The 26,974-nt window shown below is 68.2% G+C and carries 24 protein-coding genes; 17 read left to right on the top strand and 7 right to left on the bottom strand.

All coding sequences use genetic code 11. The features are described 5' to 3' along the window. The first annotated feature begins 249 nt into the window (after positions 1-249). Positions 250-1,164 carry an arginase gene (rocF, locus tag R5H19_RS14630; RefSeq protein WP_318159769.1) on the top strand — a complete coding sequence of 305 codons (915 nt, stop codon included), beginning with the start codon at positions 250-252 and terminating at the stop codon, positions 1,162-1,164. Positions 1,165-1,206: 42 nt separating this feature from the next. Here the strand turns inward: rocF and R5H19_RS14625 are convergent, their stop codons facing one another. After that, positions 1,207-1,452 carry a hypothetical protein gene (locus R5H19_RS14625; RefSeq protein WP_318159768.1) on the bottom strand — a complete coding sequence of 82 codons (246 nt, stop codon included), beginning with the start codon at positions 1,450-1,452 and terminating at the stop codon, positions 1,207-1,209. Positions 1,453-1,457: 5 nt separating this feature from the next. On the opposite strand from R5H19_RS14625, the gene R5H19_RS14620 reads away from it, so the two are divergent. The 4 genes from R5H19_RS14620 (at position 1,458) to R5H19_RS14605 (ending at position 6,918) form a co-directional block, all read left to right on the top strand. Then, positions 1,458-2,822 carry a tryptophan--tRNA ligase gene (locus tag R5H19_RS14620; protein ID WP_318159767.1) on the top strand — a complete coding sequence of 455 codons (1,365 nt, stop codon included), beginning with the start codon at positions 1,458-1,460 and terminating at the stop codon, positions 2,820-2,822. Between the two features lie 33 nt (positions 2,823-2,855). Further along, complete coding sequence (locus tag R5H19_RS14615) at positions 2,856-3,185, top strand: hypothetical protein (protein WP_318159766.1); 330 nt, start codon at positions 2,856-2,858, stop codon at positions 3,183-3,185. A gap of 155 nt (positions 3,186-3,340) precedes the next feature. Continuing rightward, positions 3,341-5,569 carry a DUF5916 domain-containing protein gene (locus R5H19_RS14610; protein ID WP_318159765.1) on the top strand — a complete coding sequence of 743 codons (2,229 nt, stop codon included), beginning with the start codon at positions 3,341-3,343 and terminating at the stop codon, positions 5,567-5,569. Positions 5,570-5,685: 116 nt separating this feature from the next. Continuing rightward, positions 5,686-6,918, top strand: coding sequence for an MgtC/SapB family protein (locus R5H19_RS14605; RefSeq protein ID WP_318159764.1), 1,233 nt, complete (start codon positions 5,686-5,688; stop codon positions 6,916-6,918). A gap of 37 nt (positions 6,919-6,955) precedes the next feature. Here the strand turns inward: R5H19_RS14605 and R5H19_RS14600 are convergent, their stop codons facing one another. Continuing rightward, positions 6,956-7,339, bottom strand: coding sequence for a VOC family protein (locus tag R5H19_RS14600; protein WP_318159763.1), 384 nt, complete (start codon positions 7,337-7,339; stop codon positions 6,956-6,958). A 58-nt stretch (positions 7,340-7,397) separates the two neighbouring features. Between R5H19_RS14600 and R5H19_RS14595 the strand changes: the two genes are divergently transcribed. Together R5H19_RS14595 and R5H19_RS14590 are read left to right on the top strand one after the other, a co-directional pair. After that, complete coding sequence (locus tag R5H19_RS14595) at positions 7,398-7,916, top strand: M48 family metallopeptidase (RefSeq protein ID WP_318159762.1); 519 nt, start codon at positions 7,398-7,400, stop codon at positions 7,914-7,916. Positions 7,917-7,918: 2 nt separating this feature from the next. Next, positions 7,919-8,563 carry a DUF6348 family protein gene (locus R5H19_RS14590; protein WP_318159761.1) on the top strand — a complete coding sequence of 215 codons (645 nt, stop codon included), beginning with the start codon at positions 7,919-7,921 and terminating at the stop codon, positions 8,561-8,563. Between the two features lie 145 nt (positions 8,564-8,708). Here R5H19_RS14590 and R5H19_RS14585 read toward each other — a convergent pair whose 3' ends face one another. The 3 genes from R5H19_RS14585 to pdhA form a co-directional block, all read right to left on the bottom strand. Beyond that, entirely contained in the window at positions 8,709-10,064 is a 1,356-nt protein-coding gene (locus R5H19_RS14585; protein ID WP_318159760.1) for a dihydrolipoamide acetyltransferase family protein, read from the bottom strand. Positions 10,065-10,214: 150 nt separating this feature from the next. Then, positions 10,215-11,195, bottom strand: a complete 981-nt coding sequence (locus R5H19_RS14580; protein WP_318159759.1) for an alpha-ketoacid dehydrogenase subunit beta — start codon at positions 11,193-11,195, stop codon at positions 10,215-10,217. Positions 11,196-11,198: 3 nt separating this feature from the next. Next, positions 11,199-12,284 carry a pyruvate dehydrogenase (acetyl-transferring) E1 component subunit alpha gene (pdhA, locus tag R5H19_RS14575; protein ID WP_318159758.1) on the bottom strand — a complete coding sequence of 362 codons (1,086 nt, stop codon included), beginning with the start codon at positions 12,282-12,284 and terminating at the stop codon, positions 11,199-11,201. Positions 12,285-12,548: 264 nt separating this feature from the next. On the opposite strand from pdhA, the gene R5H19_RS14570 reads away from it, so the two are divergent. The 3 genes from R5H19_RS14570 (at position 12,549) to R5H19_RS14560 (ending at position 16,585) form a co-directional block, all read left to right on the top strand. Continuing rightward, positions 12,549-13,397 (top strand): tryptophan 2,3-dioxygenase family protein, encoded by an 849-nt coding sequence (locus tag R5H19_RS14570; RefSeq protein WP_318159757.1) that lies wholly within the window; start codon positions 12,549-12,551, stop codon positions 13,395-13,397. Positions 13,398-13,463: 66 nt separating this feature from the next. Further along, positions 13,464-14,972, top strand: a complete 1,509-nt coding sequence (locus R5H19_RS14565; RefSeq protein WP_318159756.1) for an oligopeptide:H+ symporter — start codon at positions 13,464-13,466, stop codon at positions 14,970-14,972. 116 nt (positions 14,973-15,088) lie between these two features. Continuing rightward, positions 15,089-16,585 (top strand): oligopeptide:H+ symporter, encoded by a 1,497-nt coding sequence (locus tag R5H19_RS14560; RefSeq protein ID WP_318159755.1) that lies wholly within the window; start codon positions 15,089-15,091, stop codon positions 16,583-16,585. A gap of 64 nt (positions 16,586-16,649) precedes the next feature. Here the strand turns inward: R5H19_RS14560 and R5H19_RS14555 are convergent, their stop codons facing one another. Beyond that, positions 16,650-17,120: a MarR family transcriptional regulator gene (locus R5H19_RS14555; RefSeq protein WP_318159754.1), complete on the bottom strand. Its 471-nt coding sequence runs from the start codon at positions 17,118-17,120 to the stop codon at positions 16,650-16,652. A gap of 109 nt (positions 17,121-17,229) precedes the next feature. On the opposite strand from R5H19_RS14555, the gene hppD reads away from it, so the two are divergent. The 5 genes from hppD (at position 17,230) to R5H19_RS14530 (ending at position 22,998) form a co-directional block, all read left to right on the top strand. After that, on the top strand, positions 17,230-18,315 hold the full coding sequence (hppD, locus tag R5H19_RS14550; RefSeq protein ID WP_318159753.1) for a 4-hydroxyphenylpyruvate dioxygenase: 1,086 nt from the start codon (positions 17,230-17,232) through the stop codon (positions 18,313-18,315). An 11-nt stretch (positions 18,316-18,326) separates the two neighbouring features. After that, positions 18,327-19,625, top strand: a complete 1,299-nt coding sequence (hmgA, locus tag R5H19_RS14545) for a homogentisate 1,2-dioxygenase (protein ID WP_318159752.1) — start codon at positions 18,327-18,329, stop codon at positions 19,623-19,625. A gap of 34 nt (positions 19,626-19,659) precedes the next feature. Further along, complete coding sequence (locus tag R5H19_RS14540) at positions 19,660-20,646, top strand: fumarylacetoacetate hydrolase family protein (RefSeq protein ID WP_318159751.1); 987 nt, start codon at positions 19,660-19,662, stop codon at positions 20,644-20,646. Between the two features lie 154 nt (positions 20,647-20,800). Continuing rightward, positions 20,801-22,201, top strand: a complete 1,401-nt coding sequence (gene hemN / locus R5H19_RS14535; protein ID WP_318159750.1) for an oxygen-independent coproporphyrinogen III oxidase — start codon at positions 20,801-20,803, stop codon at positions 22,199-22,201. Positions 22,202-22,236: 35 nt separating this feature from the next. After that, positions 22,237-22,998: a helix-turn-helix domain-containing protein gene (locus R5H19_RS14530; protein ID WP_318159749.1), complete on the top strand. Its 762-nt coding sequence runs from the start codon at positions 22,237-22,239 to the stop codon at positions 22,996-22,998. Positions 22,999-23,062: 64 nt separating this feature from the next. On the opposite strand, the gene R5H19_RS14525 is transcribed toward R5H19_RS14530, so the two are convergent. Beyond that, positions 23,063-23,833, bottom strand: coding sequence for a hypothetical protein (locus R5H19_RS14525; RefSeq protein WP_318159748.1), 771 nt, complete (start codon positions 23,831-23,833; stop codon positions 23,063-23,065). A gap of 238 nt (positions 23,834-24,071) precedes the next feature. On the opposite strand from R5H19_RS14525, the gene R5H19_RS14520 reads away from it, so the two are divergent. Together R5H19_RS14520 and nirK are read left to right on the top strand one after the other, a co-directional pair. Beyond that, positions 24,072-25,322, top strand: coding sequence for an NnrS family protein (locus R5H19_RS14520; protein WP_318159747.1), 1,251 nt, complete (start codon positions 24,072-24,074; stop codon positions 25,320-25,322). Positions 25,323-25,450: 128 nt separating this feature from the next. After that, positions 25,451-26,974, top strand: a complete 1,524-nt coding sequence (gene nirK / locus R5H19_RS14515) for a copper-containing nitrite reductase (RefSeq protein ID WP_318159746.1) — start codon at positions 25,451-25,453, stop codon at positions 26,972-26,974.

Below are 26,974 nucleotides of genomic sequence, written 5' to 3'. Positions count from 1 at the left end.
GGCTGGCGCGACCGCGGCGATGCGAGTCGCGGCGGCCTGTCGCGCCGGTGCCGCATGCGCTTGCATGTGAGGCGGAGACAATTCGCGCCGCGCCGCGCCGCTCCCGCGGTGCGCGCCTCGGCGTGGGCGGGGCGTTCCGGTAAACTCCGGGTGATTCGCGGCAGTGCGCAGCCGCCGTCGGCTCGCCGCAGCGACGGGCTACGGGCCGGGCAGGCAATCGCCGCCACGCGTTCCTGACAGATACGGATTATGGACAAACAGACCGTTTCATTGATCGGCGTGCCGACCGATATCGGTGCCGGCCATCGTGGTGCCTCGATGGGCCCGGAGGCGCTGCGGGTGGCCGGCCTGGCTGCGAAACTGGAGCGCCGCGGGCTGCGCGTGATCGACCGCGGCAACCTGCAGGGGCCGCTCAACCCATGGCTGCCGCCCGAGCAGGGCTACCGCCACCTGGACGAGGTGGTGGCCTGGAATACGGCCGTCTATGCGGCGGTCCATCAGGAGCTGCAGGCCGGCCGCCTGCCGATCATGCTCGGCGGTGATCACTGTCTGGCGATCGGCTCGATCTCGGCGGTGGCCAGCCACTGCCGTGACACCGGCAGGCGGTTGCGCGTGCTGTGGCTGGATGCGCACACCGACTTCAACACGGCGCAAATCACACCCAGCGGCAATATCCATGGCATGCCGGTGGCCTGCCTGTGCGGCAACGGCCCGGCCGCGCTCACCGGCCTGGCCGGCGAGGTGCCGGCGGTCGCGCCCGAGGCGTTCCGCTACGTCGGCATCCGTTCGGTCGATGAGGGCGAGAAGCGGCTGGTGCGCGAGGTGAACATGCAGGTGCACGACATGCGCCACATCGACGAGATCGGCATGAAGCGCGTGATGGAAGAGGCGTTGGCCGGCATCGACGGCAACACCCACCTGCACGTCAGCTTCGACGTCGACTTCCTCGACCCCAGCATCGCGCCGGGCGTAGGCACCACCGTGCGCGGCGGGCCGGACTACCGCGAGGCGCAGCTGTGCATGGAAATGATCGCCGACACCGGGCACCTGGCGTCGCTGGACATCGTCGAGCTGAACCCGGCCTTCGACAAGCGCAACCAGACCGCGAAGCTGGCGGTGGACCTGGTCGAGTCGCTGTTCGGCAAGTCCACGCTGATCCGCTGAAGCGGTCCGACAGGGCTCCGGCGCGCTCCGCCGGAGGATCGCTCATTCCCTGACCGGCTTGGCGTTCGGCGCCTGCGCCATCATCGAGGCGATGACGGCGTTGGGGCTGAAACAAGTTTTGCCGTTCTTGCCGGTGGAAACGGTGAACTTGCCGCTCGTCAGCCTGATCTCCTTGCCGCGGTCGGGGTCGGCAGAACCTCGACTGGCCCGCATGATTCCCGTGGCGACGGCGGTCGCCGGTCGAGCCGTTTGGCCGGATGTCGTAGACTGGCGTTTTCCTTGCGCCACGCAGCATGAATACCCGAGTCCTCACCGGCATCACCACCACCGGTACCCCGCACCTGGGCAATTACGTCGGCGCGATCCGCCCGGCCGTCGCGGCCAGCCGGCGCGGCGACGTGGATGCGTTCTTCTTCCTCGCCGACTACCACGCGCTGATCAAGAGCGACGATGCGGCGCGCATCGAGCGCTCGCGGCTGGAGATCGCCGCCACCTGGCTGGCCGCCGGCTTGGACCCGCAGCGGGTCACCTTCTACCGCCAGTCGGACATCCCGGAGATTCCCGAGCTGACCTGGTTCCTCACTTGCATCGCCTCCAAGGGCATGCTCAACCGCGCGCACGCGTACAAGGCGGCGGTGGACAAGAACATCGCGGCAGGCGAGGACCCGGACGCCGGCGTCAGCGCCGGCCTGTACATGTACCCGGTGCTGATGGCGGCCGACATCCTGGCGTTCGACGCGCACCAGGTGCCGGTGGGGCGCGACCAGATCCAGCACATCGAGATGGCGCGCGACCTGGGCCAGCGCTTCAACCATCTGCACGGCAATGAATTCTTCGTGCTGCCGGAGGCGCTGATCGAGGAGCAGGTGGCCACTCTGCCGGGGCTCGACGGCCGCAAGATGTCGAAGAGCTATGACAATACCATCCCGCTGTTCGCCGGCGGCGCGAAGCAGCTGCGCGAGGCGATCCTGCGCATCGTCACCGACTCGCGCGCGCCCGGCGAGCCGAAGGATCCGGACGACAGCGCGCTGTTCACCATCTTTCGCGCGTTCGCCGGCGAGGCCGAGACCGCGGCGTTCCGCCAGGCCTTGCTCGAAGGCCTGGGCTGGGGCGAGGCGAAGCAGGCGCTGTACGAGCGCATCGAAGCCGAGGTGGCGCCGATGCGCGAACGCTATGAGGCCTTGATCGCCGACCCGGCCGCGATCGAGGCGATCCTGCGGCAGGGCGCGCAGAAGGCGCGCGCGATCGCCACGCCGAAGGTCGCCGCGCTGCGCGAAGTGCTCGGCCTGCGTGCGATGACCACTGCGCCGGCCCGCGCCGGGGGGCCGAAGGTCGCGCCGAAGCCGGGCAAACTGCCGCGCTTCGCCAGCTTTCGCGATACCGATGGCCGCTTCCGCTTCCGGCTGTTTTCCGCCGATGGCCAGGAGCTGCTGCTGTCGAAGCCGTTTGCCGAGCCGAAGTTGGCTGGCGCGTTGCAGAAGCGGCTCGGAACATCGGGCGCTGCGGCGGTCGCGCTGCAGGTCCGGCCGCTGAGCGTGGGCCTGGAACTGGATGGCGAGGAGGTCGCCAGCACGCCCGACTACCGCGACGGGCCGGCTCGTGACGAAGCGCTGGCGCAGCTGCGTGCAGCGCTGGACCAACTCGCCGCGCAGGATTGATGCGCGGCGGCAGACTTTCCGGGTGATCGATCGATGCGTTACCTCGCCATCCTGCTGCTCGCACCCCTGCTGCTGATCCTGTGCTGGGGCTACTGGGCGTACCCGAAGAGCCTGCCGCGCACGTCCGGCCGGCGCATCTTCGATGTTGCCGCGCTGCTGCTGGCGTTGATCGCCGCGGCACAGTGCGCGCTGCTCGGCTTCGACACGGTCGAATTGCCCACGGTCGACGGTTTCGGTCGCGCCAGCGGCGCGATCTGGCAGCAGGTGCTGCCGGCGCTGTACGGCTATGGTGCGTTCGCCGCGGTGCTGGTGCTGGCGATGCTGCTGCGGCATGCGCTGTGGGGACGCCGTCGGCGCTCTTGACCGGCCGCGGCGATTGCCTGCCACGAGTCACTGCATGACTTGTGGCGGTCGAGACGGCTAAACGCAAGCGGCAAACTGCGCATCTGATCCGACGTGGTGAATCCGTCGCCTCTGCGGCGCAACCCCGCGCCGCCTCTCCGTGGAAATTTTTCAACATGCGCCTGGCATGCCTGCTGTTGCTGACTTTCGCCGCGCTGTCGGCACCGGCGCTGGCCGTCGACATCGACGGCCACCTCGGTGCCGATGAGTGGAAAGATGCGCGGCACGTCACCGATTTCCGTCAGACCCAGCCGCTCACCGGCAAGCCGGGCTCGCTGCCCACCGAGGCCTGGATCCTGGCTACGCCGAAAGGCCTGGCGGTGGCGTTCCGCTGTGTGCAGCCGCCTGGCGTGCCGCGCACGCGCCAGCGCGTGCAACGCGATTTCGAGGACCAGGTCGACCGGGTCAACGTGATGGTCGATTTCAACGGCGACGGGCGTACCGGCTATGACTTCGTGGTCAGCTCGACCGGCGGCGTCAACGACGCCGTGCTCACCAACGAGAACCAGTTCAACAAGGACTGGGACGGCAGCTGGCGGCATGCGGTGAGCGAGGACGCCGAAGGCTGGACGGTCGAGATCCTGATTCCCTGGTACATCGCGCCGATGCACACGGCGCGCGACGGCAAGCGCACGCTCGGCGTCTATCTCGACCGCGTGACCGGCTCGACCGGCGAGCGCGCGTCGTGGCCGGTCGCCAGCTTCACGCGTCCGCGCTTCCTGTCCGACTTCAGCCCGATCGAGGTGCCGTCATACAGCCAGTCGTTGCTGGCGGTGACACCGTACGCGTCCGGCCTGTACGACAACGTGCGCGGCCGCAGCCATTTCCAGCAGGGCGCCGACATCCTCTGGAAGCCGAGCGGCCAGTTCCAGCTGACCGCGGCGCTGAACCCGGATTTCGGCCAGGTCGAAAGCGACGACCTGGTGGTGAATTTCAGCGCTACCGAGACCTACGTCAGCGACAAGCGGCCGTTCTTCACCGAGAACCAGGGCATCTTCGACTTCAGCCTGCTCGACGACAACAGCCAGCTGGTCTATACGCGGCGAGTCGGCGGGCCGTCCGACGACGGCCACGGCGCGGCCGACATCGACGCGGCGGTGAAGCTCAACGGCAGCTTCGGCACCACCAGCTACGGCGTGCTGGCCGCCGACGAGGGCGGCGAGGCGGGACGCTTCTTCGGCGCCGCGCGGGTGACCCACGATTTCGGCGAGCAGAGCCTGGGCATGCTGCTGACCCGGGTCGATCGCCCGTGGCTGGATCGCGAGGCCAGCGTGCTCGGCGTCGATCACCACTGGCGGCCCACGCCGCAGCTGACCATCGCCACCAACGTGGTCGGCAGCGATATCCGGCAGTCGGGCACGCACACGCGCGACAGCGGCGGCACGCTTATCGCCGACCTGGAGATGGGCAACGGCTGGCGCCAGCAGTGGCTGGGCATGCACTTCGGCGACCGGTTGCAGGTCAACGACTTCGGCTACCTGGAGCGCAACGACTTGAACTACGGTCACTGGGAAGTGCGCAAGCGCAACACCGTACTGCCGGCCGACTCGGCCTACAGCTCGCACGAGTGGCGTTTCCGCATCGACGGGGTGGACAACGATCATGGCCTGCGCCTGCGCCGCCAGCTGCGCATCAGCCGCAACAGCAACCTGCGCAACGGCGCCACCGAAGTGGCGCAGCTCAACCTCAATAGTGCCGGCTGGGACGATCTGCTCACCCGCGGCAACGGCGCGCTGTTCCTGCCGCCGTCGCTGGACCTGGTCTACGAACGGATCAGTCCGCGCCATGGCGACTGGGCGTTCAAGCTGGACGCGGAGGTCATCAGCGGCGGGCTCGGCGGCAACCGGCAGCTCGGCTACGACGTCAAGTTCATCCCGACCTATTTCGTCAACGATGCCTTCAGCGTCTATGCCGGCCCGTACTACGAGCACCTGCCGGACTGGCTGGTGTGGCAGCGCGACAACCTGTTCGGTCGCTACGATGAACACACGCTGCAACTCGACGCCGGTTTCGACTGGGCCATCGACAGCCGCCAGGAATTGCGCGTGAAGCTGCAGGCGATCGGGCTGGATGCGCGCCTGCGCGGCGGCTACCGCGTCGGCGTCAACGGCCGCGCCGTCGCCAGCGACGAACCGCTCGACGACTTCAGCGTGCGCAACCTCGGCCTGCAGATCCGCTACCGCTACGAACTGGCGCCGCTGTCGTACCTGTACGTGGTCTACGGCCGCGGCGGCTACGCGATGGATGGCCATGCGCGCCGCACCAGCGACGTCTTCGACCGCAGTTTCGCGCTGCGCGACGACGAGCAGCTGCTGGTCAAGCTGAGCTACCGCTTCGACATCTGACGGCAGGCTGCCGCGCGTTCAGGCCGGCGGTCGCGCCGGCGCGACTTTCCGTGAATGCTCCGGCATGATCGCGCCGTGGCCGGAATGCGGTCGTGGCGTGTGGCGGGTGCGGTTTCATGGATGTCGCCTTTTCCTGGGTCGGTTTCGTGGTCGCGCTGGGTATCGGCCTGCTCATCGGCGCCGAGCGCGAGCGGCGCAAGGGCGGCGACGGCCAGGCGGTCGCCGGGATCCGCACGTTCGCCGTGGTGGCGCTGCTGGGCGCGGTCGGCGCGAGCTTCGGCGTCATCGTGCTGCTGCTGGCGCTGGCCGCGGTGGCGGCACTGCTGGCGATCGCCTATGCGCGCGACACCGACAGCGACCGCGGCCTGACCACCGAGGCCAGCCTGCTGCTGTGCCTGCTGCTGGGCGCGATGGCCATCCACCAGGCGCCGCTGGCCGCCGCTCTGGCGGTGGCGGTGACGATCCTGCTGGCGGCGCGCGAGCCGATGCATCACTTCGTGCGCGGCGTGCTGACCGCCGAGGAACTGAACAACCTGCTGGTGCTGGCCGCGGCCACGCTGCTGGTGCTGCCGCTGGTGCCGGACCGGCCACTCGGCCCGTTCGACGCGATCAATCCGCGTGCGCTGTGGCTGGTCGTGATCCTGATCATGTCGATCGGCGCGGCCGCCCATGCGCTGCTGCGGCTGGTGGGCAGCCGCGTCGGCCTGCCGCTGGCCGGGCTGCTCTCCGGCTTCGTGTCCAGCGTGGCCACCATCGGCGTGATGGCTGCGCAGGCCCGCGAGCAGCCGGCGCGGCGACGGCCAGCGATCGCGGCAGCGGTACTGTCGACCGTGGCCACCTTCGTGCAGATGGCGGCGGTGCTCGCCGTCACCGACCTGGCGACGCTGCGCGCGCTTGCCGTACCGCTGGCCTGCGGCGGGCTGGCTGCAGCAGGGTATGGCGCGTTGTGGACGTGGAAAGGCCTGCGCCTGAACACGCCCGATCCGGTGCAGGGCAGCGTCGTTTTCAGCGTCAGGGCGTCGCTGTGGCTGGGCTTGATGATCGCCATGGTGCTGCTGGTCTCCGCCGCGATGCGGGCCTGGCTGGGCGACCGCGGGCTGGCTATCGCCACCGGCATCGCCGGCTTTGCCGACACCCATGCGGCGGCGATATCGGTGGCGGCGCTGGCTGCCGCGGGCAGGATCGAGCCCGCGGCCACGGCGCTGCCGATCCTGGTCGCGCTGAGCAGCAACAGCCTGTCCAAGGCGGTGATCGCCCGAACGAACGGCGATCGCGACTATGCGCGACCGGTGCTGCTGGGCCTGGCCCTGGTGCTGGCGGCCACCTGGCTGGGCTGGTGGCTTGGTTGATTCGTCCGCTGCGTGCCGCGGTGCTGGCGATGGAGCGTCAATCCCAGCGGTTGAGGTGCGGTCCGAACGCCTTGCGCTGCGGCCGCACCACGCAGAAGCGATGCCCGCTGGGCGCCTCCAGCACCCACCAGCGTTCGCGCACGAACGCGATGCGGCGCGCGCCGAGGCGTTCCAGTCGCGCCACCTCGGCGTCGAGGTCGTCGGTCTCGATGTCCAGGTGCACGCGGCTGGCGTGGTCCACCTTCTGCAGCAGGATGATCGGTTCGTCTGCGGCGGTCTGCAGCTCCGCGTACTTGCCGTCGCCGTCCTGGTCCAGGCTGGCGACCGGCTTGCCCAGCGCCTGGCTCCAGAAATCGGCGACGGGCGCGAGCTCGTCGACGCGGCAGTCGATGACGATGGTGCACAGTCGGCTGTGATGCATGGGACGCCTCCGTCGGCAGGTCGATACGCGTGCAGCGATGCAGTGCGAGAATACCCGCATGATTCCGCTCAGGTACCTCCAGGCCTACCCCGCCGCCTTGCAGGACAAGGTGCGCGAGCTGATCGCGCAGCAGCGCCTGGGCGAGCATCTGGCGCAGCGTTATCCGGGTCGCCATGAGGTGCAGAGCGACAAGGCGCTGTATGCCTACGTGGCGTCGCTGAGGCAGCAGTACCTGAAGAACGCGCCGAACATCGACAAGGTGCTGTACGACAGCAAACTCGATGTGGTGCAGCGTGCGCTGGGCCTGCACACGGCGATCTCGCGCGTGCAGGGCGGCCGACTCAGGGCAAAGAAGGAGATCCGCGTGGCCAGCCTGTTCAAGGCCGCCGCGCCGGAGTTCCTGCAGATGATCGTGGTGCACGAGCTGGCGCACCTGAAGGAAAGCGAGCACAACAAGGCGTTCTACCAGCTGTGCACGCACATGCTGCCGGATTACCACCAGCGGGAGTTCGACCTGCGCGTGTATCTGACCTGGCGCGAGTTGCCCGCAACCGGCGTCGCCGGCGTGCAGGCCTGACGATGGACGGCGCCGCGCTGCAGAGGTACCTGCTGCGGCTGTTCGAGCGCCACGATGTCGAGCTGGAGGTGGACGAGGACGGCTGGCTGGTCACCGATGGCGATTTCCCGGCGGTGCGCGCCAGCTGGCAGGAAGGGCCGGCTGGCGAGCCCGGCCGGCTCGACCTCGACGTGGTGCTGAGCGAGGAGCGCTACATCGAGGAGAGTTTCGCCGGCAGCGGCGGTGGCGAGGCCGGTTGCCGCGACGCGCTGCGCACGTTCGAGCAGAACGCGTTCCATGTGCTGCTGGCGGCGTGCTGGTACGTCACCGACGAGCGCCGCATGCGGATTGCCACGTGGGACATCGGCGTGCGCCGCTGGGACGTCTTCATCGGTCCGTTCAGCGTGCGCGGCGCGGCTCCCTCGGACATGCCGGCCGAAGCGTTGGCGTCGATCGAGGCGGCGCTGAAGCACGAGGCGCTGAGCCCCGAGCTGCACTGGCTGCGGCTGGTGCACAGCCATGCCGCGGCGGGCGATTCGCGCTGCGAGGCATTGCTCGACAACGAGCCGTGGACCGCCGGCACGCTGGCGCTGACCGCCGTGCCGTGGCCGCGCGGTGGCGACTACGTCGCGCGCTGCTTCCTGCTGCTGGATGTGCGCGACTATTGATCGACGTCTTGCAGGAGCCCGCATCGCGGGCGATGCCTTTGCGAGTTTCGATAAAAGCATCGCCCGCGAGCGGGCTCCTGCGAGGGCGGGAAAAGCGAACGGGCGCCTGGGCGCCCGTTCGTTCAACGCATGATCGTGGATACGATCAGTTCGGCAACGCCAGGTCGTCCAGCAGCGCCTTGAGGAACCTCGCCGCTTCGCCGCCGGTGGCGGCGCGGTGGTCGAAGGTCAGGCTGATCGGCATGCGCCGGTGCACTTCGATGCCGCCGATCACCGCCACCACGTCGTGGCTGAGCTTGCCGGCGCCGACGATGGCGACGGTCGGCGGCACCACCACCGGCGTCGCGTAGCGGCCGGCGAACATGCCGAAGTTGGACAGGCTGATGGTGTAGCCGGACAGCTCGGAGGCCGGGATCGTGCGGTCTTCCACCTGCGCGCGCAGGCGCTTGATGGCGGCGCGGATGCCGGCCGCATCGAGCACGTCGGCGTTGCGCAGGGCCGGCACGAACAGGCCGTCGTCGGTGTCCACCGCGATGCCGATGTCCACCTGCGGGTGCAGCGTGCGGGTGAGGCTCTTGCCGTCGAACCAGGCATTCAGCGCCGGCACCGCCTTGCAGGCGGCGACGATGGCGCGGATCAGGCGCGCGGTGATGTCCTGCTTGCCGATCCATGCGTGCAGGTCGGCGTCATCGACCAGGGTGGTCGGCACGACTTGCGCGTGCGCATCGGCCATCACGCGGGCCATGTTGCGGCGCACGCCTTTCAGTTGCTCCGGTTGGCCGCTGGCCGTAACCGATGGCGGCGCGGTGCGTACCGGCTTGCCGGCCAGCGAGACCGGGCCGCGCTGCGGCTCCGGTTGCGGCAGTTCGGGCGCAAGGTGGCGGCCGGCCGAGGCGGGTACCGCACGCGCCGGTGCCGCACCGAGTGCGGCGCTGCCGTTGGCGGCGGCATCCTTCACGTCCTGCATGGTCACCACGCCGTCGGCGCCGCTGGGGCGCACGCGGGCCAGGTCGACCTTGAGCTTCCTGGCCAGCGCGCGCACGGCGGGCACCGCCTTCACGCCGCCGATGCTGGCGGCCTGCTCGACGTGTACGGTATTGCCGCTGACCATCGCGCCGACCACGGTGCCTTCGTCCTCGCGCTCGGCCTTGGCGGCTGCCGGCGCAGGAGCAGGAGCAGGAGCAGGAGCAGCTTCCGCCTTTTTCGGGCCGTGGTGGTGGCCGGTGGCCTCGGCCTCGGCACGCTGCTTTGCGTTCGGGTCGGGCTCGAACTCGGCCAGCGCGGCGCCGGTCTCGATCACGTCGCCGGCGGCACCGTGCAGCTTGACCACCTTGCCGGTGTAGGGCGAGGGCACGTCGACCACCGCTTTGGCGGTTTCCATCGACACCAGCGGGGCGTCGAGCTTGATGGTGTCGCCTTCCTTCACGTGCCACTCGACTACGGTCGCGTCGGGCAGGCCTTCGCCGAGGTCGGGGAGGAGGAATGTCTTGATATCGGCCATGAGCAGATTTCCAGGTATGAGTTTTCCGGTTTGCTCCCTCCCCTGCAGGGCGGGGGAGGGTTGGGTGGGGTGCTCTTTGCTTCGGACTTCAGATCAAGAGCTTGACCCCCTCCCGGCCTCCCCCTGCAGGCAGGGGGAGGAGCAAGGGCGTCAGCTGACCGCCAGCGTGCGCTTGGCCGCGTCGACGACGCGCTCCACGCTCGGCAGGTATTTCATTTCCAGGCGGAACAGCGGGATGTGCGTGTCCGGGCCGGTGACGCGCTCGACCGGGGCGAGCAGGTCGTACAGGCACTCCTCGGCCACCCGCGCGGCGATCTCGGCGCCGAAGCCGGCGGTCTTCGGCGCTTCGTGCACGATCACGCAGCGGCCGGTCTTGGCCACCGACTCGGCGATGGTGTCGAAGTCCAACGGGGTCAGCGTGGCCACGTCGATGACCTCGGCGCTGATGCCTTCGGCGGCGAGCGCATCGGCGGCTTCCAGCGTTTCCTTCACCTGCGCGCCCCAGGTCACCAGGGTCACGTCGCTGCCGTCGCGCAGTACGAAGCACACGTCCAACGGTAGCGCCTCGCCGTCGTCCGGCACCTCTTCCTTGTACTGGCGGTAGATGCGCTTGGGTTCGAGGAAGATCACCGGGTCCGGATCGCGGATCGCCGCCAGCAGCAGGCCGTAGGCACGCGCGGGCGAGGAAGGCAGCACCACGCGCAGGCCGGGGATGTTGGTGAACAGGTGTTCGTTCGCCTCGGAATGATGTTCCGGCGCGCGGATGCCGCCGCCCCACGGCGCGCGCCACACGGCCGGCACGGTGAGGCGGCCGCGGGTGCGGTTGCGCATGCGTGCGGCGTGGCAGGCGATGTGCTCCATCATCGGATAGATGAAGCCCTCGAACTGCGCCTCGGCCACCGGCTTCATGCCCTGCACGGCGAGGCCGACGGTGACGCCGGCGATGGTGGTCTCGTCCAGCGGCGTGTCGAGCACGCGCAGCTCGCCGAATTTTTCCTGCAGGCCCTGGGTGGCGCGGAACACGCCGCCGTTGACGCCCACGTCCTCACCCAGCACCACGACCGAGTCGTCGTGCTTCATTTCGTAGGCGAGCGCCTGGGTGACTGCTTCGATGAGAGTGATCTGTGCCATGACTCAGTGGGCCTTGTTTTCAAGCGAGAGGACGTAGTCGCGCTGTTTCGCGAGATCGGCAGGGAGTTCGGCGAAGGTGTAGTCGAACATCGCCGTGACCGGCTGGGTCCTGGTCTCGAGGTAGGCGTTCACCTCGTTGTCCATCCAGTCGTCGCACTCGGCCTTCCAGGCTTCCTCCTTCGCGTCGTCCCACACGCCCTTGGCGACCAGCCAGTTGCGCAGGCGCTTCATCGGCTCCTTGTGCCAGCCGTCCTTCACTTCCTGCTCGCCGCGGTAGCGGCGCGCGTCGTCGGCGGTGGTGTGGTCGCCGAGGCGGTAGGTGACCGCCTCGATCACGCTGCCGCCCTGGCCGCTGCGCGCGCGCTCCAGCGCATCCTCCATTGCCTTGCGCACGGCGATGATGTCGTTGCCGTCCACCTGGATGCAGTACAGGCCGGCGGCGATGCCCTTCTGCGCCAGCGTCTTGGCGCCGGACTGGATCTTGCGCGGCACCGAGATCGCCCACTGGTTGTTGACGATCACCGCCACCAGCGGCAGCTTCTGCGCGCCGGCGATGTTGATGGCGCCGTAGAAGTCGCCCTTGGACGAGCCGCCATCGCCGATGGTGCACACCGCCACGCGTTTCTCGCCGCGGATCTTGAACGCCAGCGCACTGCCGGCCGCGTGCAGGCACTGCGTGGCGATCGGCACGCTCCAGGCGAAGTCGTGGCGCGCCGGTTCCTTCTGGTAGTCATTGCCGCGCTCGTCGCCGCCCCAGTACATGTACACCTCGCGCGGCTGCACGCCGCGGTACAGCTGCGCACCGTATTCGCGGTAGCTCGGCGCCAGCACGTCTTCCGGCTTCATCGCGCTGCCGATGCCGACGTGGGCTGCCTCGTGGCCGAGGCAGCTGGCGTAGGTGCCGAGCTTGCCGGTACGCTGCAGCGCGATCGACTTGGCGTCGAACACGCGGGTGGACAGCATCAGCTTGTACAGCTCGACCATGTGGCCGAGGTCCTTGGCGAACTCGGGCAGGTCATCACGGACCTGCTTGCCCTCGGCGTCGAGGTATTGCAGGTATTCGATTTCAAACTTGGCGGCGACAGTCACGACTCGCTCCGGGGGTGTGAGAAGAAGGCTGGCGGTGGCGTGCCTGCGGCGTACGGGGCACAAAAACGACCGCACAAGACCGCGCTTGATAGCAGGCGGGGATGTTGCGCTGCAAGGTACGGTGCAGCATGCGTGGGCGTACGGAAGGGTGGCCCGGGACCCGATCCTGAGCGCGGGATCGAGGCTGTGCCCTGTCCTGGATCAGGTGCGATCGTTGCCGCAACCGTTACCATGGTTTTTTTACGGTAGACGTGACGGAGCACCATGAGCGACAACCAGCGCGATATCGAAGCGGGCATCCGGACCGACCTCAACGGGCAGATGACCTACGGCGGCTACCTGCACCTGGACACCCTGCTGTCCGCGCAGCGTCCGCTGAGCCATCCGCAGCATCACGACGAAATGCTGTTCATCGTGCAGCACCATGTGTCCGAGCTGTGGATGAAGCTGCTGATCCACGAACTGAAGGCCGCGCTGGCGCACCTCAAGCGCGACGACGTCGATGCCTGCCTGAAGATCCTGGCGCGAGTGAAGCAGGTGCAGCGCCAGCTGTTCGAGCAGTGGGCGGTGCTGGAGACGCTCACCCCGTCGGAATACCTGGAGTTCCGCGGCGTGCTGGGGCCGTCGTCGGGCTTCCAGTCGCTGCAGTACCGCACCATCGAATTCATGCTGGGCAACAAGAACGCCGGCATGCTGAAGGTGTTCGCGCACGATCCGGCCGCGCAGGCCGAACTGCGCGCGGTGCTGGAAGCCCCCAGCCTGTACGACGAATTCCTGCGCTACCTGGCGCGCCACGGGCATGCGGTGCCGGCGGAGCTGCTGCAGCGCGACTGGACCCAGGCCTACCGCCGCAACGAGGCGCTGCTGCCGGCGCTGAAGCGCATCTACGAGCAGCGCGCGCGGTTCTGGCCCGAGTACCACATGTGCGAGCAACTGGTGGACGTGGAGGAGAGCTTCCAGCTGTGGCGCTTCCGCCACATGAAGACGGTGGAGCGCATCATCGGCCACCGCCGCGGCACCGGCGGCTCGTCCGGGGTGAGCTTCCTGAAGAAGGCGTTGGACCTGGAGTTCTTCCCCGAACTGCTGGACGTGCGCACGGTGCTGGGCAGCTGACGGGGACGTTGGCGTTACCATCCGCTGCGTTGCGCGTGTCGCGGCAGCCACCAGAAAGGGAAACGCATGAGCCAGATCACCGGGGCCGACGCCGGCGCCACGCCCGCCTATCCGCAGCTGCTCGGCCATCCGCGTCCGCTGTGGATGCTGTTCATGACCGAGTTCTGGGAGCGCTTCGCCTACTACAGCGTGAGCTGGGCGCTGGTGCTGTACATCGTGGCGCAGTTCTTCCACGGTGACCCGGCGGGGCAGGGCTGGGCGGCCGGCATCTACGGCGCCTATACCGCGCTGATCTATGCCGCCTGCATCTTCGGTGGTTACGTGGCCGACCGGGTGATCGGCTACCAGCGCTCGATCCTGCTCGGTGCGGCGGTGATGTCCGTCGGCCTGTTCACCCTGCTGGTGCCGAGCAAGCCGCTGATGCTGCTGGGCCTGGCGCTGGTGATCGCCGGCGACGGTCTGTTCAAGCCGAACATCTCCACCATGGTGGGCCAGCTCTACGGCCGCGACGACCCGCGCCGCGACCGTGGCTTCACCCTGTTCTACATGGGCATCAACGCCGGCGCCTTCGTCGCGCCGCTGCTCACCGGCTGGATGGCCGCCACCTTCACCGACACGCCGATGCAGCAGAACTACCGCGTGGTGTTCGCCGCCGCCGGCGTGGGCATGCTGCTCAGCCTGCTGTGGTTCTGGTTCGGCCGGCGCGGCCTCAAGGGCGTGGGTCGGCCACTGCCGGGCATGGAAGGTCGCGTGCGCGTGCTGTGGGTATTGCTCGGCGCGGCGCTGGCGGTACCGCTGATCTGGGCACTGCTGGCCTATGTGGGCGCCGACGGCCTGCAGTGGCTGCTGGGCGTGCTGTTCATCGGCGTGGCGGCGGTGCTGATCGTGGAGGCGCGGCGGCATGACCGCGTGCAGCTGCAACGCGTGATCGCGATGCTGATCGTGTTCGGCTTCAGCGTGCTGTTCTGGACCTTCTACTTCCAGTTCGGCACCTCGCTCAACTTCCTCGCCGAGAACTGGGTGGACCGGCAGATGCCCGGCGGCTGGATTTTCCCGGTGGGCTGGTTTCAGTCGGTGACGCCACTGGCGATTTTGCTGTTCGCGCCGCTGGTCGCGCTGGTGTGGGCCGCATTGTCCAGGCGCCATGCGGAGCCGTCGATCCCGCGCAAGTTCGGCTTCGGGCTGATCTTCAACGGGCTGGGCTTCGTGGTGCTGGTGTATGCGCTGAAGGAACTGCTGGGGCCCACCGGGCTGATCCCGTTCTGGCCGCTGGTGCTGTGCTACGTGATGCAGACACTGGGCGAGCTGTGCCTGTCGCCGATCGGCCTGTCGATGGTGACCAAGCTGGCGCCGCCGCGCTTCGTCGGCCTGGCGATGGGCGGCTGGTTCCTGTCGCTGGCTGCCGGCGGCGATTTCTCCGGGCTGGTGGCGCGCTCGATCAGCGGCGAGCACGGCATGACGGTGGCCTCGGCGCTGTCCGGCTTCACTTTCAGCTTCGGGGTGCTGCTCGGTGCAGGCGTACTGCTGTTGTTGCTGGCGCCGCTGATCAACCGGCTGATGCACGGGGTGCGCTGAGCCGTCCGCGTGGCGCGTGCTGCGGCGCATTTGACGCCGCTGGCGCCCAGCATGTACATCTTCCGAAAGATTTTGCGGTCCGCGCGTGAGGCGCCGGCCATCACCCGGGAGTATCCATGAGCCACGCCACCGATACGACGCCGCGCGTCGTGCCCGACTATCCGCAGCAACTCGGCCACCCGCGCCCGCTGTGGATGCTGTTCATGACCGAGTTCTGGGAGCGCTTCGCGTTCTACGGCATTCGCTGGGCGCTGGTGCTGTACATCGTGGCGCAGTTCTTCGACGGCGAGGGCGCCGGCCAGCAGCCGGCCAGCCGCACCTACGGCGCCTACCTGGCGCTGGTGTACGCCGCGGCGATCTTCGGCGGCTACGTGGCCGACCGCGTGCTGGGCTACCAGCGCTCGATCCTGGTGGGCGCGGCGGTGATGGCGGCGGGCCTGTTCATGATCGCCGTGCCGAGCCAGCAGGTGTTCGAGCTGGGCCTGGCCACCATCATCGTGGGCAACGGCCTGTTCAAGCCGAACATCTCCACCATGGTGGGCCGTCTCTACAAGACCGGTGACGAACGCCGCGACAGCGGCTTCACCATCTTCTACATGGGCATCAACGCCGGTGCGCTGATCTCGCCGATCATCACCGAGCACCTGGCCAAGGCGGTGTTCGGCACCGCGACGATGCCGAGCTACAAGTACGTGTTCATCGCCTCGGGCATCGGCATGCTGATCAGCCTGGTGTGGTTCTGGATCGGCCGCCGCGGCCTGCAGGGCGTGGGCCAGGCGCCCGCCGGCGGCGAGAGCCTGGCGCGCACGGGCTGGGTGCTGCTGGGCATGCTGCTGTGCATCCCCGTCGTGTACCTGCTGCTCGCCGCGGGCGCGGGCTTCCTGCAGTGGGTGCTGAGCATCCTGTTCGTGGCGCTGGCCGTGCTGCTGATGGTGGAGGGCATCCGCGAGGGCCGGGTGCAGCGCGACCGGGTGATCGCCATGCTGATCATCTTCGCGTTCAACGTGCTGTTCTGGATGTTCTTCGAGCAGGCCGGCAGCTCGTTCACCTTCCTCGCCGACCAGATCGTCAACCGCCAGCTCGGCAGCTTCATCTTCCCCGTCGCGTGGTTCCAGTCGGTGAACTCGCTGGCGATCATCTTCCTGGCGCCGCTGATCGCGTGGATCTGGGTAGCGATGAAGAACCGCAACCCGTCGATCCCGCGCAAGTTCGGCCTGGGCCTGATCTTCAACGGGCTGGCCTTCCTGCTCTTGATGTTCGCCCTGTCCAGCCTCGTCAACGACGCCGGCAAGATCCCGTTCTGGACCCTGTTCATGGTCTACGTGATCCAGTCGGTGGGCGAGCTGTGCCTGTCGCCGATCGGCCTGTCGATGGTGACCAAGCTGGCGCCGGTGCGGCTGGTCGGCTTCGGCATGGGCGGCTGGTTCCTCTCCACCGGCATCGGCAACAACCTGTCGGGCATCTTCGCCGGTCACGTCAGCGGCGAGAGCGGCATGACCGTGGGCTCGGCGCTGGACGGCTACACCTTCGGCTTCTGGTCGCTGCTGGGCGCCGGCGTGCTGTTGTTCCTGATCGCGCCATTGATCAACCGGTTGATGCACGGGGTCAAGTGACGGTCCATGCGTGGCCGCCGGGCAGGAGCCCGGCGACATGGGCAACGGTTCTGGCTCGTGATGGCTACCGGCCGGCGTCGGCCGGCCCCATCAGCTTGTCCAGGATGCGCGTGAGCCAGCCGCACTCCTCCGCATCCAGCTTCGCCAGCAGCTCGCGCTCGCGCCTGCGTGCCATCGGCGCCACCTGGTCGTGGATCGCCCAGCCGGCCTCGGTCAGGCGGAGCACCGAGCGCCGCTTGTCGTCGTCGTGGGTGGCCCGGTCGACCCGGCCGGCCTCGACCAGCCGCGCCAGCGCGCGGCTTACCGCCACCTTGTCCATCGCGGTGCGCTCGGCCACCTCGCGCGCGGACAGGCCCGGGTAGCGCGCCAGCACCGCCATCACCCGCCATTCGGTCACCGAGAGGTCGAAGCGGCTCTGGTAGTCGTCGGCGATCGCCTGACTGACCGTGTTGGAGACGATCGACAGCCGGTACGGCAGGAAGTGCTCCAGCTGCAGCGGGGCGTGCTCGGCGGCGGGCTTGTGCTTGGCGGGCATTGCGGCGGTGGTCCTTGCAAATGGTTTCAAATGAAACTATAACGCAGGGCCAATCTGCGGGTGGCACGCTTGCGTGTGGCCATCGTGCACTGACTCAGAGGAGAGCGCCATGAACGCCCAACCGAACCTCGGCATGCAGGTCACCACCTTCGAGAACCCGATGGGCATCGACGGCTTCGAGTTCGTCGAATTCGCCGCCCCGGCCGGCCGCGCGCACGAGCTGCACGCGCTGTTCAAGCGGATGGGTTTCAGCGCGGTGCTGAAGCACAAGCACCGGCCGATCACGGTGTACCGCCAGAACGGGGTGAACTTCCTGGTCAACGAGGACCCGGATTCGTTCGCCGCCGACTTCGCCGCGAAGCACGGCCCCTGCGCCTGCGGCTTCGCCATCCGCTTCCGCAAGCCGGTGGCCGAGGTGGCGGCGACGGTACTGGCCAACGGTGGCGAGGCGGTGACGCACAAGGCCGCCAGCCGCGCGGTGGAGGTGCCGGTAGTCAAGGGCATCGGCGACTGCATGCTGTATCTGGTGCCGCGCGAGGGCGACGCCTACGCCGCCGACTACGCGCCGATCCCGGGTGCCGAGCCGAACCCGAAGGGTTTCGGCCTCACCTTCATCGACCACCTCACCCACAACCTGCACTTCGGCAACATGCAGAAGTGGTCGGACTACTACGAGAAGCTGTTCAACTTCCGCGAGATCCGCTACTTCGACATCAAGGGCGCCAAGACCGGGCTGGTCTCCAAGGCGATGACCGCACCGGACGGCATCGTGCGCATTCCGCTGAACGAGTCGAGCGATCCGAAGAGCCAGATCAACGAGTACCTCGACGCCTACCACGGCGAAGGCATTCAGCACATCGCCTGCTTCACCGACGACATCTACGCCACGGTGGAGGCGATGCGCGCGGCCGGGGTGGAATTCCTCGACACGCCGGACACCTATTTCGAGGTGATCGACCAGCGCATCCCCAACCATGGCGAGGACGTGCCGCGGCTGGCCAGGAACAAGATCCTGATCGACGCCGACATGGAAACGAAGAAGCGCCTGCTGCTGCAGATCTTCACCCAGAACGCGATCGGCCCGATCTTCTTCGAGATCATCCAGCGCAAGGGCAACGAGGGCTTCGGCGAGGGCAATTTCCAGGCGCTGTTCGAGTCGATCGAGCGCGACCAGATGAAGCGCGGGTTCCTCTGAAGGAGCGGTGCATGGCAACGATCGTGGGCAAGGGCTACCAGTCCGGCTTCGGCAACGAATTCGCCAGCGAGGCCATCCCCGGCGTGCTGCCGGTCGGACAGAACTCGCCCCAGCGCGTGGCGCACGGGCTCTACGCGGAGCAGCTGTCGGGCACCGCGTTCACCGCGCCGCGCCACCAGAACCGGCGCAGCTGGCTGTACCGCATCCGCCCGGCGGCGGTGCACGAGCCGTTCGCGCCGCTGGCGCACGCGCGCTTCCACAACCGCTTCGACGAGGCGCCGGCCACGCCGAACCAGCTGCGCTGGGATCCGTGGCCGCTGCCGGAAACGCCGACCGATTTCCTCGACGGCCTGGTCACCTTGGCCGGCAACGGCGGTCCGGCGGAGCAGGGCGGCATCGGCATCCACGTCTATGCAGCGAACCGCCCGATGCAGCGGCGCTTCTTCTACGACGCCGACGGCGAGCTCTTGATCGTGCCGCAGCAGGGCCGGCTGCGGCTGGCCACCGAACTGGGCGTGATCGAGATCGAACCGCAGGAGATCGCGGTGATCCCGCGTGGCGTGCGCTTCCGCGTCGACCTGCCCGACGGCGAGGCGCGCGGCTACGTGTGCGAGAACTTCGGCGCGCTGCTGCGCCTGCCTGAGCTCGGCCCGATCGGCTCGAACTGCCTGGCGAACGCGCGCGACTTCCTCACCCCGCACGCGGCGTACGAGGACGTCGAGGGCGCCTTCGAGCTGGTGGCGAAGTTCCAGGGCAGCCTGTGGACGGCGAAGATCGGCCACTCGCCGCTGGACGTGGTGGCCTGGCACGGCAACTACGCGCCGTACAAGTACGACCTGCGCCGCTTCAACGCCATCGGCTCGATCAGCGTCGACCACCCCGACCCGTCGATCTTCACGGTGCTGACCTCGGCCAGCGACACGCCCGGCACGGCGAACGTGGATTTCGCCATCTTCCCGCCGCGCTGGCTGGTGGCCGAGCACACCTTCCGCCCGCCGTGGTTCCACCGCAACGTGGCCAGCGAGTTCATGGGCCTGGTCACCGGCGTATACGATGCCAAGGCCGAAGGCTTCCTGCCCGGCGGCGCGTCGCTGCACAACTGCATGAGCGGGCACGGGCCGGATGCGGCCACGTTCGAGAAGGCCTCGGCCGCGGACCTGTCGAAGCCGGACGTGATCGACGGCACCATGGCCTTCATGTTCGAGACGCGCAAGGTGATCCGCCCCACACGGCAGGCGCTGGAGGCGCCGCAACTGCAGCGCGACTATTACCGATGCTGGCAGGATATCCGCAAGCACTTCGCGCCATGACGGCGAAGCCACGCAGCTCACACAAGGCAGCACGATGAAACTCGGATCTCTCAAGGAAGGCGGCCGCGACGGCACCCTGGTGGTGGTCAGCCGCGACCTCTCCCGCGCGGTGAAGGCGGCCGGCATCGCGTCGACGCTGCAGGCGGCGCTGGACGACTGGTCGAATATCGCGCCGCGGCTCAACGCGCTGTCCGATGAGTTGAACGCCGGCCACGCCGTCGGTGCCTTTGCGCTGGACGTCCACGCGCTGGCCTCGCCGCTGCCGCGCGCCTACGAGTTCGTCGACGGTTCGGCCTACCTGCCGCACGTCGAGCGCGTGCGCAAGGCGCGCGGCGCCGAGGTGCCGGCCTCGTTCTATACCGACCCGCTGATGTACCAGGCGACCAGCGCCGGCTTCCTCGGGCCACGCGACCCGGTGGTGGTGCCCAGCGAGGACTACGGCATCGACCTGGAGGCCGAGGTGGTGGTGGTCACCGACGACGTGCCGATGGCGGTGACGCCGGCGCAAGCCTCGCAGCACATCCAACTGGTCGGCCTGGTCAACGACGTCAGTCTGCGAGCCCTGATCCCGGCCGAGCTGGCCAAGGGCTTCGGCTTCCTGCAGTCCAAGCCGCGCTCGGCGCTGTCGCCGGTGCTGGTGACGCCGGACGAGCTGGGCGCGGCCTGGGCCGGCGACAAGCTGCACCTGCCGATGCGCACCTGGCTCAACGGCAAGTGGTTCGGCGAGGCCGAGTGCGGCGTCGACATGCAGTTCAGCTTCGCCGAGCTGGTGGCGCACGTGGCGAAGACCCGGCCGCTCACCGCCGGCACCATCGTCGGCTCCGGCACCATCGCCAACCAGGACACCGGCAAGGGCGCCTCCTGCCTGGCCGAACAGCGCACGGTGGAAACCCTGCGCGACGGCCAGCCGAGCACGCCGTTCCTGAAATTCGGCGACCGCCTGAAGATCGACGTCACCGACGCCGCCGGTGCCTCGATCTTCGGTGCCATCGAGCAGCAGATCGAGCCGCTGAAGCGCTGAGGCTTGCCCGGACCGCGCGCGGCTTCGGCTGCGCGCCTGCGGCGTTGCGATCAGCCTGAACGGTGCGGGAGCGGCTGCGGCAGGTCGCCGCGCCCGGCGTGCGAATTGACCCTGGTCAAGGCGCGCCGGCGGGTCTGCCGACAGACTCGGCAGCATGGCCATTCCCATCACTCCTCCCGAATTCGATCCTGCGCTGGTCGCCCGCTACGATGTGGCCGGACCGCGCTACACCAGTTATCCGACCGCGCCGCAGTTCAAGGCCGATTTCGACGAGGTGGCGCTGCGCGGGGTGATCCGCGCCTCCAACGAGGAACCGATCCCGCGTCCGCTGTCGCTGTACGTGCATGTGCCGTTCTGCATGAGCCCGTGCTTCTACTGCGGCTGCAACCGGGTGATCACCCGCGACGTGACCCAGGCCGACCGCTACCTGGAACGGCTGTACCGCGAGATCGAGCTGATCGCGCCGCTGTTCGACCGCGACCGGCCGGTGCGCCAGCTGCACTTCGGCGGCGGCACGCCGAACTTCCTCGACACCGCGCACATGGGCGAGCTGCTGGAATCGCTGGCGCGGCATTTCAGCTTCAGCCACGCGACGGATCGCGAGTACGGCATCGAGATCGATCCGCGCTTCGCCGACGGCGCCTACATCCGCAACCTGGGCGAGCTGGGCTTCAACCGCATCTCGGTGGGCATCCAGGATTTCGACCCGGCGGTGCAGAAGGCGGTGAACCGGATCCAGAGCTTCGAGCAGACCCGCGAGGTGATCGAGGCGGCGCGTGCTTCGGGTTTCCGCTCGGCCAGCGTCGACCTGATCTACGGCCTGCCGTTCCAGAGCGTCGACGGCTTCAGCCGCACGCTGGACCAGGTGGTGGCGCTGAACCCGGATCGGGTGGCGGTGTACGGCTATGCGCACCTGCCGGAGATGTTCAAGGCGCAGCGGCAGATCGACGCCGCCGACCTGCCCGACGCGACCACCCGGCTGGCGCTGTTCGGTCGCGCGCTGGAGCATCTCTCGGCCGCCGGCTACGTCTACATCGGCATGGACCATTTCGCCAAGGCCAGCGACGAGCTGGTGCTGGCGCAGCGCGCCGGCACGCTGCAGCGCAACTTCCAGGGCTACTCGACCCATGGCGATTGCGACATCGTCGGCCTCGGCGTCAGCGCGATCGGCCGCATCGGCGACAGTTACAGCCAGAACGCGCGCGACCTGATCGGCTACTACGCGGCGCTGGACGCCGGCCGCCTGCCGCTGATGCGTGGCCTGCAGCTGGACGAGGACGACCTGATCCGGCGCGAACTGATCAACGAGCTGATGTGCCACGGCAACGTGGACAAGCAGGCATTCGGCGCGCGCCACCGGCTGCTGTTCGACGAGTACTTCGCGCGCGAGCGGCAGCGCCTGCAGCCGCTGATCGAGGACGGACTGGTGCTGGAAAGCCCACGCGAGATCCAGGTCACCTCGCGGGGGCGGTTGCTGTTGCGTATCATCGCCATGTGCTTCGACGCCTATCTGGACGACGCGGCACAGGCCCCACGCTACTCTCGCGTGATCTGATCAACGCAGCCCCGACCCGGCAGCCCATCACCATCATGCATTCAAAGCCCCTGGCAGGCCGTCTGCCCGAGCCGCCCAGCCCGATTGCCGACGACGGCGACGAGAGCCGTTTCTGCGGCACCTGCGCGTTCTCCAGCGCCTGCATCGCCGCCGGCTACGACAAGCCGGAGCTGGCCGAGCTGCAATGCCTGGTCGAGCACGTGGGGCCGTTCCGCGCCGGCGAGCACATCTTCCGCACCGGCGATCCGTTCCGCGCGATCTTTGCCGTGCGCGCGGGCACCGTGAAGACCCGCATGGTCGACAAGGAAGGCCGCGAGCAGGTGCTGGGTTTCTACCTGCCCGGCGAAGTGATCGGTCTCAACGCGATCTACCCGGAGCATTTCCCCTGCGACGCCGTGGCGCTGGATACCGCCTACTTCTGCCGCTTCTCGTTTCCGGCAATGAGTGCGCTCGCCTCGCGTATTCCCGCCGTGCAGCAGCACCTGTTCCGCATGCTGAGCAAGGAGCTGGGCACCGCCAGCCTGCTCGCCGGCGACCACAGCGCCGACGAACGCGTCGCCGCATTCCTGCTCGACCTGGCCGGCCGCTACGCCGTGCGCGGCTTTTCCGGCACGCGCTTCCACCTCAGCATGTCGCGCGGCGACATCGCGAACTATCTGCGCCTGGCCGCGGAAACCGTCAGCCGCGTGCTCAGCCGTTTCCGCAGCCAACAGCTGATCGAGATCGAAGGGCGCGAACTGGAGCTGCTGAACCCGAAGAAGCTGCGCGAGATCGGGCAGGCACTGCTGACGGAGTGAGGCCGGTGATCCGCCGGCATCGGGCGGCCCGCACCACGGGCCGCCCGGTAGGTTCATCGCGGCCCTACTTGCCTGCGGGCCGGTAGCTCAACTCCGTGTTGTAGCTGTCGACGTGCGACGGGCTTTCCTGGATGGCTTCGCGCAGCGTCTTGCGTAGCGCATCCGCATCCGCTTTGCCGTAGACGTTTTCGAGCATCTTCCACAACGTCGGATCCAGCTCCTTGCCGAGATCGGCCCAGTTCCTGGCGGGGCTCACCAGCAGGAAATCCGGTGCGCCTTCGCCGCCGTCGACGACTTCGTTCAACATCGAGTAGCCCGCCCATTTGGTCTTTTTCGCGGCGGCGTAGATCTTCTTGGCCGCATCCATGAAGGCCTGACGCTGGCCCGCTTTCAGCTTGAAGTAGGTGACCTCGATCAGGGCGGGCGTGCCGAGCGTGTCTGTCTGCAGGTGGCTGAGTTCGGGGTTGCCCTGCATGAAGACGCTGGTCTCGCCCTTGAGATGCGGATTCACCTGCGTCCTGAACGTGGCGTCGCAGGCCTTGCCGGCGTCGTGCATGGCGTCGAAGCTGGCCCAGGTCATCGGCTCGGTGACGTAGGAATAACTGTAGACGTCGCCGGTTTCGTGCACCCAGCTGGTCCACGCATACTTGAAGCCGTGCTGGGCCAGGCACTGGTTGTAGCTCTTGATGCCCGCCTCATAGGCCTGCTGGTCGGCCGGGGCCACGGTGTCGGTGTAATCACGGACGACGTTCGCCTGGTCCTTTGCCGCCGCCTGGGCGCTGCCCAGGCAAAGCGCCGCGACGGCCGGCGCCAGCCACACACTCATGCGTTTCATGATGACTCCCCTCGGGGCGGTTGCCCCCACGATGTGGGTCATGGGTATCCCCTGGGCGCTTCGTGACCCGGCAAAGCCTAGCGAGCATACGCTCACGAAGCGGCCCGCGAATCTGCCGGCGCCGGCGTCCGATTCGGATGGCGACAGCGCACCGGTGGCCCGTTTGATGCAGGTCATGGCTGCCGCCGGCGATGGCGTGGCAGCATGGCGAATCGTTCTCGTTCCGGCTGCCGACATCATGTCCGAACCGCAATTCACCGGCCCCGTGCCTTCGGCTTTCGCCGGGCTTCCCCGTTTGCTCGCCGCCGCGCCGCATCGACCGCTGTTCCTGGCCGGCACCATTGCGGTGCTGCTCAGCATGGCGTGGTGGGCGGTAGAGCTGACCTGGATGCGCTTCGGGCTGGCCGGCTGGCCGCAGCCGTCGGTTCCGCCGGGCTGGGCGCACGCGATGCTGATCCAGTACGGCCTGTTCCCGCTGTTCATGTTCGGCTTCCTGATGACCACGTTCCCGCGCTGGCTGGGGCGGCCGGACCTGCCCAAGACGCGCTACCTGCCGGTGGCCGGCTGCGTGTTCGGCGGCTACGTGCTGGCGAACGCGGGCCTGCTCGACCTGCCATGGGTGCTGAAGCTTGGGGTGGCCGTGATGCTGGCCGGCTACCTGGTCGGCGTGTGGACGCTGGCTGGGGTACTGCGTGCGTCGGTGGCCGAACGCAAGGGTCATGCGCGTTCCTGCCTGGCAGCATTGAGCCTGGGTTGTCTGGGGTTGGTGGTGTTCCTGGCCTACCTGTTCGGCGCGCCGGCGGATTGCGCGCTACTGGCGATCAAGCTGGGCACGTACGGCCTGCTGCTGCCGATCTATTTCTCGGTGATGCACCGCATGCTGCCGTTTTTCACCGGCAACATGGTGAAAGGCTACGAGGTGATCCGACCGGACTGGAGCATGCCGGTGGTGTGGGTGCTGCTGCTGGCGCACCTGTTGCTGGAATGGCGCGGTGCGCTGGGCTGGCTGTGGCTGGCGGACGTGCCGCTGGCGCTGGTGTTCGCCTGGCATGCGTTGACCTGGCAACCGTGGAAGGCGATGCGGCCGGGCCTGCTCGCCGTGCTGCACCTGGCGTTCGCGTGGCTGCCGGTGGCGTTCGTGCTGTACGCGGTACAGGACGTGGTGTACGCGAGCAGCGGGCATCTCGTCCTCGGCCGCGCGCCGTTGCATGCGCTGGCGATCGGCTTCTTCGGCTCGATGCTGGTGGCGATGGTGACCCGGGTGACCCAGGGCCATTCCGGCCGGCCGCTGCAGATGGGCAAGGTGGCCTGGCTGTGCTTCGCCCTGCTGCAGGTAGTGGCCTTGCTGCGCATCCGTGCCGAGCTGGGCGGCGACGTCTACCTGTGGCTGGTGATCGCCGCCTACGGCTGGCTGCTGGCGTTCCTGCCGTGGGTGCTGCGCTCGGCGTGGATCTACCTGACTCCGCGGGCGGACGGCAAGCCCGGTTGAGCGGGCAGGGCGCGGCCGCGGCAGGGTGACGCAGCGCGGCGGCAAAGTCTTTCAAATTGACTCAGGTCAGTAGGGCGGCGGGGCGATCGCCTAGGCTAGGAGGCGCAAGAACTCACGGAGACCGCCCCATGTCACGCTCACCGCTCCTCGTCGTCGCTGCCGCTGCGTTGCTGACGCTGGCGGCCTGCTCCGGCAAGCCGCAGGCCGCGGCCAAGACGGATGCCACCCCGGCCGCCAACGCCCCGGCCGAACACGTCACCCGCGGCGACTTCGGTCCGCCGCAGGGCGAGCCGATCCACGCGGTGCTGACCAGCCCGCCGCACGTGCCGCCGCCGGTCAACCGCAACTACCCGGCGAAAGTGATCGTGGAGCTGGAAGTGATCGAGAAGGAGATGCCGATCTCCGAAGGCGTCAGCTACACGTTCTGGACCTTCGGCGGTACCGTGCCGGGCAGCTTCATCCGGGTGCGCCAGGGCGACACGGTGGAGTTCCACCTGAAGAACGCGCCGGACAGCAAGATGCCGCACAACATCGACCTGCACGGGGTGACCGGGCCGGGCGGCGGCGCGGCGTCCAGCTTCACCGCGCCGGGCCATGCCTCGCAATTCACCTTCAAGGCGCTGAACCAGGGCATCTACGTGTACCACTGCGCCACCGCGCCGGTGGGCATGCACATCGCCAACGGCATGTACGGGCTGATCCTGGTCGAGCCGCCGGAGGGGTTGCCGAAGGTCGATCACGAGTACTACGTGATGCAGGGCGACTTCTACACCACCGGCAAGTACCGGCAGAAGGGTCTGCAGCCGTTCGACATGGAGAAGGCGATCGACGAGAACCCGACCTACGTGCTGTTCAACGGCAAGGAAGGCGCGCTGACCGGCGACAACGCGCTGACCGCCAAGACCAACGAGACGGTGCGGCTGTTCGTGGGCAACGGCGGCCCGAACCTGGTGTCGAGCTTCCACGTGATCGGCGAGATCTTCGACAAGGTGCAGCCCGAAGGCGGCACGGTGGCGCAGCACAACGTGCAGACCACGCTGATCCCGGCCGGCGGCGCGGCGACCGTGGAGTTCCACACCGATGTGCCGGGCAGCTACGTGCTGGTCGACCACTCGATCTTCCGCGCATTCAACAAGGGCGCGCTGGGCATCCTGAAGGTGGACGGTCCGGAGGACAAGACGATCTACTCGGGCAAGGAAGTCGACTACGTCTACCTGGGCGACCGTTCGGAGCCGAACCTGCAGGCGGTGAGCACGGCGGCGAAGGCGCATGCGGCCGGCACGCTGACCAAGGACGAGCAGATCGCGGCGGGCAAGCAGTTGTTCACCGGCACCTGCTCGGTGTGCCACCAGGCGAACGGCGAAGGCCTGCCGAACGTGTTCCCGCCGCTGGCCAAGTCGGACTACCTGGCGGCCGACCCGAAGCGGGCGATCGAGGTAGTGCTGCATGGCCTGCAGGGCAAGATCAAGGTGAACGGCCACGAGTACGACTCGATCATGCCGCCCATGAACCAGCTGACCGACGACGAGGTAGCGAACATCCTGACCTACGTGCTGAACAGCTGGGGCAACCCGGGTGGCCAGATCAGCAAGGAAGAGGCCGCCAAGGTGCGCGCTGCACCGGCACCGACCACGGCGTCGCAGGGGCACTGA

Origin of the sequence: Rhodanobacter sp. KK11, from assembly GCF_033345435.1 — a bacterium.
GTDB lineage: Bacteria > Pseudomonadota > Gammaproteobacteria > Xanthomonadales > Rhodanobacteraceae > Rhodanobacter.
Note: the sequence above shows the minus strand (reverse complement) of the source record. Positions and strands in the feature narration are given on the sequence as shown.